Source organism: Microbacterium sp. Soil_C_42 (genome assembly GCF_057656735.1).
Genome location: NZ_JBDGJU010000009.1, coordinates 61,128 through 72,824 on the forward strand (window position 1 = coordinate 61,128; position 11,697 = coordinate 72,824).

Sequence of the window (11,697 nt, forward strand, 5' to 3'; positions counted from 1 at the left end):
CCGTGAAAGGAGAACGATGGCGGTCTACATCCTCCGCCGCCTGCTGCAGGTCGTGCCGATGCTGCTGCTCGTGACGTTCGTCGTCTTCGCGCTGCTGCACGCGGCGCCGTACGACGTGGTCGACACCATCACGACCCCGCAGATGTCGGAAGAGACCAAGGCCGCCATGCGCGAGCGGTACGGGCTCGACCAGCCCATCGTCGTGCAGTACGGCCTGTGGCTCGCCAACGTGCTGCAGGGCGACTTCGGCTACTCGCTCGCGAGCCGCCACTCGATCGCCGAGGAGCTGGCCGCGCGCATCCCCAACACGATCATGCTCGTGGCTCCCGCGTACCTCGCGGCGCTGCTGCTCGCGGTGGTGCTCGGCCTCATCGCCGGTTCGCGCCGCGGCACCGTTGTCGACAAGGCCATCGACTCTCTTGCGGGCATCGGCATCGCGACGCCGTCGTTCTGGTTCGCTTTGCTCGTGATCTACGTCTTCGGCTACCAGCTGCGGTGGTTCCCGATCATCGGCATGCACTCCGTCGGCAAACAGGGCGACCCCGTCGACTTCCTGATGCACTTCGTCATGCCGTTCCTGGTGCTCGTGGTCGCGTTCTTCCCCGAGCTCGCGCGGTACGTGCGCTCGGCGACGATCAGCCAGTTCTCGCAGGACTACGTGCTCGTGCAGCGCGGGTTCGGCGCCTCGCGGCGCCAGGTGCTCACACGTCACGTCGGTCGCAACGTGATGCTGCCGATCATCACGCAGCTCGGTCTCGCCCTGCCGATCCTCGTCACGGGGGCCATCGTGACCGAGTCGATCTTCGGCTGGCCGGGGATCGGCCCCTACTTCCTCACGGCGACCCGCAGCCTCGACTACCCGGTCGTGCTCGCGGTGCTGCTGCTGTCGGCGGTGCTCGTCATCGTCGGCAACCTCATCGCCGACGTGCTGTACGTCGTCGTCGACCCGCGCATCCGGATCGGAGCGGGATCATGACCACGACCACCACCCCCAACGTCGCGGCGGTCGTCGACGCGACCACGCTCGTGCACCGCACGCGCTCCTTCCGCTCGGTCTCGGCTTTGCTCGCGATCGCGTTCCTTGCCGTCGTGGGCCTGATCGCGCTCCTCGCGCCGCTCCTGCCCCTCGACCCGTCGACCACCGACCTCGCGATCCGCTGGCAGCCGCCGAGCGCCGCGCACTGGTTCGGCACCGACGAGCTCGGCCGCGACTACTTCTCGCGGGTCGTCTACGGCGCCCGGATCTCGCTGACCGTGGGCATCCTCGCGATGGCTGCCGCGACCGCCATCGGTGTCATGGTGGGGCTCATCGCCGGGTACGCCGGCGGGCGCGTCGACGACGCCCTCATGCGCTTCGTCGACTTCCTCTCGTCCATCCCGTGGATGGTGCTCGTCATCGTCGCGAGCGTCTTCCTCAAGCCGGGCCTGTGGACGATCATCTTCGTGATCGGCGTCTTCTCGTGGATGGCGACGGCCCGCCTCGTGCGGGCCGAGACCCTCACGCTGCGTGAGCGGGCATTCGTCCGCTACGCGCAGTACATCGGCGTGCGTCGCGAGCTCGTGATGTGGCGGCACGTCGTGCCCGACGCGGCGCCGACGATCATCGTCGCCGCCACGGCGAGCATCTCGACCGCGATCCTCACCGAGTCGGCGCTCAGCTTCCTCGGGCTGGGGATCCAGCCGCCGATGGCGTCGTGGGGGAGCCTGCTCGAGAGCGCACAGGGAAGCCTCCAGACCGCGCCGTACCTCGCGCTCATCCCCGGTGTGCTGATCCTGCTCACCGTGCTGTCGTTCAACGTGCTGGGTGACGCGCTGCGTCAGTCGGTCAGCGAAGGAGGGGCGTCATGACGTCGACGAGCGACGTGCTGCTCAGCGTCGACGGGCTCGACGTCGACCTGCCCGGGCGCACCGGCGGGCGCGTGACCGTGCTCGACGACGTCTCGTTCGACGTCCCCCGCGGGCGCGTGGTGGGCATCGTCGGCGAATCGGGCTCGGGCAAGACGATGCTGCTGCGGGCGCTCATGGGGATCCTCCCCGACGGCGCGAACCGCGAGTGGCGCCGCGTGCTCCTCGACGGAGCGGACGTCACGTCCTCGCGCCGGCGCCTGCCCGCGGCCATGGTCTTCCAGGATCCGATGACCTCGTTCAACCCGCTCGTGCGGATCGGCGCGCACCTCACCGAGGTGGCGCAGCGGTTCCAGAAGGTGGGCAGGCGCCAGGCGACCGCCCTCGCGCGCGAGGCGCTCGCCGCGGTGCGCATCCCCGAGCCCGATCGCGTGCTGTCGCGGTACCCGCACGAGCTCTCGGGCGGCATGCGGCAGCGGGCGATGATCGCGATGGCTCTGCTCGCGCAGCCCGAGCTGCTCCTCGCCGACGAGCCGACGACGGCGCTCGATGCCACGATCCAGGCGCAGATCCTCGCGCTCCTGCGCACCCTCCAGGCCGAGCGGTCGCTCACGGTGCTCATCGTGACGCACGACCTCGGCGTGGTCGCCGCGGTCTGCGACGACGTGCTCGTGATGAAGGACGGCCGCATCGTCGAGTCGGGCGAGGTGGATCGCGTCTTCCGCGAGCCGCAGCATCCGTACACGAAGGAGCTGTTGGATGCTGCGCCCGACGCCCCCGCAGAACGCGGCGCGGCGGCGACCGGCGACGAGAGAGGAGCGGACGCATGAGCGACCTGACCCCGACCCGCACCGCTGACCTCGTCGACGTGCGCGGGCTCGTCAAGACATTCCCGCAGCGCAACGCGTGGGGCAGGACGATCGGCACGACACGCGCTGTCGACGGGATCGACCTGACCATCCGCCGCGGTGAGACGCTGGCGCTCGTGGGGGAGTCCGGCAGCGGCAAGTCCACGCTCGGGCGCTGCATCCTGCAGATGGACGAGCCCACGAGCGGCACCGTCACGTACGAGGGCGTCGACCTCACGGCGCTTCCCCGCGCGAAGCGCGCCCCGTACCACCGCTCGATGCAGGTGATCTTCCAGGACCCGTTCTCGTCGCTCAACCCGCACCGGACCGCACTCCAGAACGTGATGGAGCCGCTGACCGTGCTCGCCCCCGACGCCGATCCGCGGTCCCGCGCCATCGAGGCGCTCGCCGCCGTGGGGATCGACGGGGACGCCGTCAACCGCCGCCCGCGCGCGTTCTCGGGCGGTCAGCGCCAGCGCATCGTGATCGCCCGCGCGATCGCCGTGCGGCCGGGCTTCGTCGTCTGCGACGAGCCGCTGTCGGCGCTCGACATGTCGATCCAGGCGCAGGTGACCGACCTCCTGCTGCGGCTGCAGCGCGAGCTCGAGCTCACCTACCTGTTCATCTCGCACGACCTGTCGGTCGTGCGGGAGATCGCGACGCGCACCGCGGTCATGAACCGCGGGCGCATCGTCGAGCTCGGCCCGACCGCGGAGGTCTTCGCGTCACCGCAGCACCCGTACACGCGGCACCTGCTCGACGCGGCGCTGTCGACCGACCCGGCGCAGGCCCGCCGCCGCCTCGAGCGCATCTCCACGCGCCCCGAGCCCGTCGGCCTCGAGCCCGACGGCACCGCGCTCGCCGAGGTCACGCCCGGCCACTTCGTGCTCCGCTGAGCGAGGAGGGGACGGATGCGGCGGCCCGCAGCATCCGTCTTCTTCCGTCGTCGTTGCTACCCGATGTCACCCCGGGTTCGGGGCGCAGATTCTCCGTCGGGGCGCAGAACGTGCGCCCCGACGGAGGAAATGCGCCCCGAACGCGAGGAGACGCGGACCGAGGTCAGCCGCCGTACTCGGCGAGCAGAGCGCGGGCGCCGTCGGCGAGGGCGGCGATGCGTGCGGCCGCGTCCTCGCGGGACTCGCCACGCACGTCGAGGTAGAGCTTGAGCTTGGGCTCGGTGCCGCTCGGGCGCACGATGACGCGCGAGCCGTCGGCGAGCCACAGACGCAGCACGTCGCCGGGCGGCAGATCGTCGACGCCGTCGAGCAGGTCGTCGATGCGGTCGACCGCGACGTCGCCGACCGACGACGGGTGCCGTTCCCGCAGCGCCGCCATGATCCGGGCGATCTGCGACACGTCCTCGACCCGGATCGAGACCTGGTCGCTCGCGAACGAACCGAACTGCTCATCGAACTCGGCCAGCAGATCGGCCAGCGTCGCGCCGCGACCGCGGGCCTCGGCCACCATGCCCAGCATCGCGACGGCGGCCGAGACGCCGTCCTTGTCGCGCACGGTCCCGGGGTTCACCAGGTAGCCGAGCGCCTCCTCGAAGCCGAAGACGATGCCCGGCGCGCGGGAGATCCACTTGAACCCGGTGAGCGTCGCGTGGAAGTCGAGACCGTAGTGCTGGGCCACCGCCTCGAGGCCGGGCGACGACACCAGCGAGCATGCGAGCGAGGCACCGGTGCCGTCCGCTGAGGCAGGGGCGGCTCCGTCGGCGGTCGCGAGCCGGCCGGCGCGCCAGCCGAGCAGCAGGCCGATCTCGTTGCCCGTGAGGCGGCGCCAGCCGCCCTCGGCGGACTCGTCGGGAAGCGCGACGGCCAGACGGTCGGCGTCGGGGTCGTTCGCGATGACGAGCTCGGCGCCCGCCTCGCGCGCGGCCTCGAACGCGAGGTCCATCGCGCCGGGCTCCTCGGGATTGGGGAACGCGACGGTGGGGAAGGCGCCGTCGGGCTCGAGCTGGGCCGAGACCGGCACCGGGGCGGGGTAGCCTGCGGTCTCGAGGATGCGCGACAGCGTCTCCCAGCCGACGCCGTGCATCGCCGTGTACACCCAGGTGAGACCCTCGGCGCCCGCGGGGGCGGGTGCGACCGCGGCGGTCGCGGCGACGTACGCGTCGACGACGCTCTCGGTGGCCAGCTCGAACCCGAGCGACCGCGGGAGCGTGCTGATGTCGCCGGCCTCCGCCACGCGCGCGATGTGCGCGGCGATCTCGGCGTCGGCTGGCGACACGATCTGCGAGCCGTCGTCGTCGCCGCCCAGGTACACCTTGTAGCCGTTGTCGTCGGGCGGGTTGTGGCTCGCCGTGACCATGACGCCGGCCGCCGCACCGAAGTGGCGCACGGCGAACGCGAGCACCGGCGTCGGCAGCAGCCGCGGCAGGAGGATCGCGCGGAGCCCCGCTCCGGCGAAGATCTCGGCCGAGTCGCGCGCGAACACGTCGGAGTTGCGGCGCCCGTCGTAGCCGATCACGACGATCGGGGCGTCGTCGAGGATTCCGGGCACCTCCGGTCCCTCAGCCTCCAGCGCGTCGGCGGAGGGGGTCTCGGTGAGCTCGGGCGCGGACGGCGCCGCGAGGCGGTCCGGAACGGATGCTGCGGCGCCCGCGTCGTGCGCAGCGCCCCCGCCGTCCTCGACGCCGGGCTCGTCGCCGTCGACACTCGCTTCGGCGTCGTGACCCTGATCCTCGGCGCGGGCGTCGCCGGCGGCCTGAGCATCCGTCTCCACCGTGTCCTGGACATCCGAGCCGCTACCCCCGGCGGACGCCGCGTCGTCCGCCGGCTCATCGCCCGCAGGTGCGACCGCTGCGCCCTCGTCTGCTGCGCCGTCGTGGGCGGCGGCTGCAGCATCCGTGTCGTCCGCATGCGAGCCGGCCTCGATCCCGACCGGCGGGAGCCCCGCCTGCTCGCGCACGTACGCCGCGAGACCCGCGGCGGCCTGCGCGACGAGCACGCGGTTCATGCGGTTGCTGCCGGCGCCCAGGGCGCCGCGCAGTCCTGCGGTCCCGAAGGCGAGGCGCGCCGAGAAGCGGTCCTCGAGGTCTTCGACCGCGGCGGGGTTGCCCGACTCCGCGGCCTCGATCAGCGCGCGCAGCTCGGCGCGGGTCTCGCCGTCGGGGTCCTGTGCGAGCCACGCGTGCGCGCGCGCGAGGACGCCGGCGGCGGTGTCCGCCCCGCCGTTCACAGCGCCCCGATCACGCGCGCCAGCAGCGACGAGATGACGGGCTCGGCGTTGCGGCCGGCCTCGAGCACCTCCTGGTGGCTGAGCGGGTGCTTCTGGATGCCCGCGGCCATGTTCGTGATGAGCGAGAAGCCGAGGATCTCCATGCCGGCCTGACGTGCGGCGATCGCCTCGAGAGCGGTCGACATGCCGACGATGTGCCCGCCGAACGCCTTGACCATCTGCACTTCGGCCGGCGTCTCGTACTGCGGTCCGCGGAACTGCGTGTAGACGCCCTCGTCGAGGCTCGCGTCGATGGAGCGGGCGAGGTCGCGCAGTCGCAGCGAGTACAGGTCGGTGAGATCGATGAAGGTCGCGCCCTCGAGCGGGGTGTCGCCGGTCAGGTTGATGTGGTCGCTGATCAGCACCGGGCGCCCGGGGTGCCAGGTGTGCTTGATGCCGCCCGCACCGTTCGTGAGCACCATCGTGCGCGCACCGGCCGCGGCGGCGGTGCGCACACTGTGCACCACCCGGCGGACGCCGTGCCCCTCGTAGTAGTGGGTGCGGGCGCCGATCACGAGCACGCGGCGCCCCTTCGGCGTGACGACGCTGCGAAGGGTTCCGACATGGCCGGTGAGGGCCGGGGCGCTGAAGCCGGTCACCTCGGTGGCGGGGAACGTCGAGGTCGTCTCTCCGAGGAGCTCCGCGGCCTTGCCCCAGCCGCTGCCGAGCGTGAGCGCGATGTCGTGTCGCTCGACGCCGGTGATGCGGGCGATGTCCTCTGCGGCGGCGGCGGCCACCGCGAACGGGTCGGCCGTGGGGTCGTCGAGAGGGTTGCCGGTGGTGTCTGACATGGAACCACTTTAGGAACGGACGGCGACGAGGGCCAGCGAAGCCGTGTCCGGGCCGCACCCGGGAGTGTCGCGGTGTCGCCTCCGAGGCGCGCGGCAGGGGAGAATGGAATTCATGTCGATCAGCTTCGAGACCACCCAGACCGTCGCCATCCTCGGCGGCGGACCCGGAGGCTACGAAGCGGCGCTGGCCGCCGCCCAGCTCGGAGCCGAGGTGACGGTGGTCGAGCGCGCCGGCATCGGCGGATCGGCGGTCATCACCGACGTCGTCCCGTCGAAGTCGCTCATCGCGACCGCCGACGCGGCCGTCGCGATCGCCGGCGCCGGCGACCTCGGTGTGCAGCTGTTCGCGAAGGGCAAGGACGGCAAGCCGCTCAAGCCCGAGATCGCCATCAACCTCACCGCCGTCAACAAGCGCCTCCTGACGCTCGCCCGCCAGCAGTCCGACGACATGCGCGCGTCGCTCGCCGAGGCGGGCGTCCGCATCATCTCGGGCCACGGCCGCCTCGAGGGCGGCAACGCCGTCGTGGTGTCGACGGGCCCCGGCGGCACCGACTTCGACCGCATCGAGGCCGACACGCTCGTCGTCTCGGTGGGTGCGTCGCCCCGCGAGCTCGCCAGCGCGAAGCCCGACGGCGAGCGCATCCTCACGTGGACGCAGCTGTACAACATGACCGCGCTCCCCGAGCACCTCATCGTGGTCGGCTCCGGCGTCACGGGCGCCGAGTTCGCCGGCGCGTACATGAACCTCGGCGCGAAGGTCACCCTGGTGTCGAGCCGCGACCAGGTGCTCCCCGGTGAGGACAAGGATGCCGCGGCCGTGCTCGAGCGCGTCTTCAAGCGCGGCGGCATGAAGCTGCTGTCGAAGTCGCGGGCCGACAAGGTGGAGAACACCGGCGACGGCGTCGTCGTGACCCTCTCCGACGGCCGCACCGTCGAGGGCAGCCACTGCCTCATGGCCGTCGGCTCGATCCCGAACACCCAGGGCATCGGCCTCGAGCAGGCCGGCGTCCAGATGACCGAGTCCGGCCACATCCAGGTCAACCGCGTCGCGCGCACCTCGGTGCCGAACATCTACGCCGCGGGCGACTGCACCACGTTCGTGCCGCTCGCCTCCGTCGCCTCGATGCAGGGCCGCACCGCGGTCTTCCACGCGCTCGGCGACGTCGTGATCCCGCTCGAGCGACGCCGCATCACGTCGAACATCTTCACCGCCCCCGAGATCGCCACCGTCGGCTGGCAGGAGAACGACATCGAGGACGGCCACATCAACGGCGTCGTCCACAAGCTGCCCTTGGCGGCCAACCCGCGCGCCAAGATGATGGGCATCAAGGACGGCTTCGTCAAGATCATCGCCCGCGAGGGCAGCGGCACCGTCATCGGCGGCGTCATCGTCGGCCCCCGCGCCTCCGAGCTGATCTACCCGATCGCCATCGCCGTCGAGCGCCGCTTGACGGTCGACCAGGTCTCCCGTGTCTTCGCGGTCTACCCGTCGCTGTCGGGCAGCATCACGGATGCCGCGCGCGCGATGCACGTCGTCGACCACAACGTCTACGGCGGCTGACGCCCTCGTTCGGACCGTGTGCTCTCACCGAGCGCACCCGATGTTCGCGCGCATGTCGTGTGCGCTCGGCGAGATCACGTGATGTGAACGGGATGCCGCGGCCCGCAGCATCCGTCATCCGGCGTCACTGCGGCCTGGAGGGGCCGTGGGGGACCGTGATCCCGGGTCAGGCGAGGCCGGTGTTGCCGGCCCAGAGGTCCGCCGCGCGGTTCGCGGCGGCAGGGCCGAGGCATCCCTCACTCGCTGTCGCTCCCTTTCAACAGGTCAACCGGGGCTCGGAAGGATCCGGGAGGCGCTTCGTCTCCTGTGGGAGCCCGGTTGACCTGTGAAAGCGGGGGCGACGGATGCCTCGGCGCCCGCGTGCCGGACAAACCCGGGTCAGCCGAGGCCGGTGTTGCCGCGCCAGAGGTCGGCGGCGCGGTCCGCGGCGGCATCGACCAGCGCCCGCAGCTCCGGACGGTCGGGCATCGCGAAGGAGACGTAGGCGCCGCGTCCGCCCACGACCGGGCGGCCGTAGGCCTTCACCGCGACCGAGAGGTCGGGCAGCAGGCGGACGGTCAGCGTCTGCAGCTCGAACTCCTCGCCGCGGCGGAAGTCCCGCCAGCGGAGTTGCGGCGGGATCACGACGTTGATCGCGAGCGCCGACACCTCGGGAGCATCGCCGTTCGGAGCATTCATCCCGCCATACTGACACCCTCGCCGACGGCGCGGGGTCGAGGCATCCGTCCGCCGGTTGCGTGATGCGCGAGCACGGGTCGATCACGGCGACACGCCGGTGATGGATGCTGCGCCCGGAGTGTCGCGCGACGGACCCGTGTTTCGGCGCGCCCGACGACGCGAGAGGACGGGATCGGGATCAGGAGATGGTGAGCAGCTGGTGGCCCGCCGACACGGTCGTGCCGGGGTCGGCGTTGATGGCGCCGATGACGCCGTCCTTGTGGGCCTGGATGGGCTGCTCCATCTTCATCGCCTCGAGGACGATCACGAGATCGCCCTTGACGACCTGCTGGCCCTCCTCGACGGCGATCTTCACCACCGTGGCCTGCATCGGCGACTTCACCGCGTCGCCCGAGGCGCCCGCGACGACCGAGGGGGCGTGCGAGCGGCGCGACGGCGGCACGGCCGCCGGGCGTCCGGCGACGCCGACGGGCGCGACGACGCGGTCGGGCAGGCTCACCTCGAGGCGCCGGCCGGCGACCTCGACGACGACCGTGTGCCGCGCCTCGGCGGGAGTGGGCTCGCTGAGCTCGCCGTCCCACGGGGCGATGTCGTTGACGAATTCGGTCTCGATCCACCGCGTGAAGACGCCGAAGCGGCCGTCCTCCGCGGTGAACGCGGGGTCGCGCACGACGGCGCGGTGGAACGGGAGCACGGTCGGCAGGCCCGAGACCTCGAACTCGTCCAGCGCGCGCCGCGAGCGCTCGAGCGCCTCGGCGCGGTCGCGGCCCGTGACGATGATCTTCGCGAGCAGCGAGTCGAACGCACCCGACACGCTGTCGCCGGCGGTGACGCCGGAGTCGAGGCGGATGCCGGGGCCGCCGAACGTCTTGAACACGTGGATCGGTCCGGGCTGGGGGAGGAAGCCGCGGCCCGGGTCCTCGCCGTTGATGCGGAACTCGATCGAGTGGCCCTCGGGCTTCGGGTCGTCGTAGCCGAGCTCCTCGCCCTCGGCGAGGCGGAACTGCTCGCGCACGAGGTCGATGCCGGTGACCTCTTCCGAGACCGGGTGCTCGACCTGCAGGCGCGTGTTCACCTCGAGGAACGAGATCGTGCCGTCGGCGCCGATCAGGAACTCGCAGGTGCCCGCGCCGACGTAGCCGACCTCCTTGAGGATGGCCTTCGATGCGCTGTACAGGGTCTGGTTCTGCTGCTCGGTGAGGAAGGGCGCGGGCGCCTCCTCGACGAGCTTCTGGTGGCGGCGCTGCAGCGAGCAGTCACGGGTGGAGATGACGACGACGTTGCCGGCAGAGTCCGCGAGGCACTGCGTCTCGACGTGACGGGGCTTGTCGAGGTACTTCTCCACGAAGCACTCGCCGCGACCGAAGGCGGTGATCGCCTCGCGGGTCGCGGACTCGAACAGCTCGGGCACCTCATCGATCGTGCGGGCGACCTTGAGGCCGCGTCCGCCGCCGCCGTATGCCGCCTTGATCGCGATGGGCAGACCCACCTCTTCGGCGAACGCGACGACCTCGTCGGCGCCGGCCACGGGGCCGGGGGTGCCGGGTGCGAGCGGAGCGCCGACCTTCTCGGCGACCGCGCGGGCGGTCACCTTGTCGCCGAGGGCCTCGATCGCCTCGGGCGACGGGCCGATCCAGACGAGGCCGGCCGCGATGACGGCACGCGCGAAGTCGGCGTTCTCGGCGAGGAAGCCGTAGCCGGGGTGCACCGCATCGGCGCCGGAGCGGCGCGCGACGGAGAGGATCTTGTCGATCGACAGGTACGTCTCGGCGCTGGTCGCGCCCTCGAGCGCGTACGCCTCGTCCGCGAGGCGGGCGTGCATGGCGTCGCGGTCCTGATCGGCGTAGACGGCGACCGACGCCTTCCCGGCGTCGCGGGCGGCGCGGATGACGCGGACGGCGATCTCGCCGCGGTTGGCAACGAGAACCTTGGCGATCTGAGGCATGGATGCCAGCCTACCCACGGCATCCCCAGGGCTTTTGAGCGGTTCGTACAAGAACCGACCAGAAACGTGGGATTCCTACTACAACTGTTACGCCCTCACTGCGCCCCGTCTTCCACGAACGACTTCTCACCGATCTCGGACCGTTCGAGCGACGGATCCGACGTGTTCCACAGTGACGTCCACTCCACGCCCACCTCGCGCACGAGCTGCCGGAGCGTCGACACCGACATGCCGACGACCGTCGAGGGGTCGCCCTCGACCCGCTCGATGAACGCGCCGCCGAGGCTGTCGACCGTGAACGCGCCCGCCACGTGCAAGGGCTCGCCGGTCGCGACGTACGCGTCGATCTCGGCATCCGTCACGTCCGCGACGAAGGAGACGGATGCCGCAGCCGTCGCGTGCACCTCGCGCGGGGGCTCGCCCGGCTCGATGCGCACCACGGCGTGGCCCGAGTGCAGCACTCCGGTGCGCCCGCGCATCGCGCGCCAGCGGGCGGCTGCGTTCTCGGGCGTGTAGGGCTTGCCGAGCACCTCGCCGTCGAGCTCGAACATCGAGTCGCCGCCGATCACGATGCCGTCGAACTCCGGGATGTCGTCGCGCAGCCGCGCCGCGACCTCCGCCGCCTTGCGCCGCGCGAGCAGCAGGACGTGCTCATCGGGCGCGAGCGTGCGGGTCTCGGCCGCCTCGACCGCCGCGATGACGGCCTCCTCGTCCACGTCGGGGGCGACGGTGAGCGGACGGATGCCGAACTGCCCGAGCAGCATGAGCCGGGCGGGCGAGGTGGAGGCGAGGCAGACGCGCATCCCC

10 protein-coding genes are annotated in these 11,697 nt (G+C 71.7%); 5 read left to right on the plus strand and 5 right to left on the minus strand.

Annotated elements, in window-relative coordinates; genetic code table 11:
* Positions 1-16 precede the first annotated feature (16 nt).
* Genes AC3A46_RS08015 through AC3A46_RS08030 form a run of 4 tightly spaced genes read left to right on the plus strand, consistent with a single transcriptional unit; the run spans position 17 to position 3,589 of the window.
* Positions 17-976: an ABC transporter permease gene (locus AC3A46_RS08015; RefSeq protein ID WP_056370605.1), complete on the plus strand. Its 960-nt coding sequence runs from the start codon at positions 17-19 to the stop codon at positions 974-976.
* Positions 973-1,848, plus strand: a complete 876-nt coding sequence (locus AC3A46_RS08020) for an ABC transporter permease (protein ID WP_487664675.1) — start codon at positions 973-975, stop codon at positions 1,846-1,848. The genes AC3A46_RS08015 and AC3A46_RS08020 overlap by 4 nt, the downstream gene beginning before the upstream one ends.
* Positions 1,845-2,675 (plus strand): ABC transporter ATP-binding protein, encoded by an 831-nt coding sequence (locus AC3A46_RS08025; protein ID WP_487664676.1) that lies wholly within the window; start codon positions 1,845-1,847, stop codon positions 2,673-2,675. Before AC3A46_RS08020 ends, AC3A46_RS08025 begins: the two co-directional genes overlap by 4 nt.
* Complete coding sequence (locus AC3A46_RS08030; protein ID WP_487664677.1) at positions 2,672-3,589, plus strand: ATP-binding cassette domain-containing protein; 918 nt, start codon at positions 2,672-2,674, stop codon at positions 3,587-3,589. Before AC3A46_RS08025 ends, AC3A46_RS08030 begins: the two co-directional genes overlap by 4 nt.
* Before the next feature lie 163 nt (positions 3,590-3,752).
* On the opposite strand, the gene AC3A46_RS08035 is transcribed toward AC3A46_RS08030, so the two are convergent.
* A complete protein-coding gene (locus AC3A46_RS08035; RefSeq protein ID WP_487664678.1) occupies positions 3,753-5,876 on the minus strand; it encodes a phospho-sugar mutase in 2,124 nt (707 codons plus the stop codon).
* Entirely contained in the window at positions 5,873-6,706 is an 834-nt protein-coding gene (locus tag AC3A46_RS08040) for a purine-nucleoside phosphorylase (RefSeq protein WP_487664679.1), read from the minus strand. Before AC3A46_RS08040 ends, AC3A46_RS08035 begins: the two co-directional genes overlap by 4 nt.
* 103 nt (positions 6,707-6,809) lie before the next feature.
* On the opposite strand from AC3A46_RS08040, the gene AC3A46_RS08045 reads away from it, so the two are divergent.
* The gene (locus tag AC3A46_RS08045; protein ID WP_487664680.1) at positions 6,810-8,267 is read left to right on the plus strand and encodes an NAD(P)H-quinone dehydrogenase; all 1,458 of its coding nucleotides are present in this window, start codon (positions 6,810-6,812) and stop codon (positions 8,265-8,267) included.
* 378 nt (positions 8,268-8,645) lie between these two features.
* Here AC3A46_RS08045 and AC3A46_RS08050 read toward each other — a convergent pair whose 3' ends face one another.
* The 3 genes from AC3A46_RS08050 to AC3A46_RS08060 form a co-directional block, all read right to left on the minus strand.
* Positions 8,646-8,945, minus strand: a complete 300-nt coding sequence (locus tag AC3A46_RS08050; protein ID WP_487664681.1) for a hypothetical protein — start codon at positions 8,943-8,945, stop codon at positions 8,646-8,648.
* A 178-nt stretch (positions 8,946-9,123) separates the two neighbouring features.
* A complete protein-coding gene (locus AC3A46_RS08055) occupies positions 9,124-10,890 on the minus strand; it encodes an acetyl/propionyl/methylcrotonyl-CoA carboxylase subunit alpha (RefSeq protein ID WP_487664682.1) in 1,767 nt (588 codons plus the stop codon).
* Between the two features lie 95 nt (positions 10,891-10,985).
* Positions 10,986-11,693, minus strand: a complete 708-nt coding sequence (locus tag AC3A46_RS08060) for a Maf family protein (protein ID WP_487664683.1) — start codon at positions 11,691-11,693, stop codon at positions 10,986-10,988.
* Positions 11,694-11,697 lie beyond the last annotated feature (4 nt).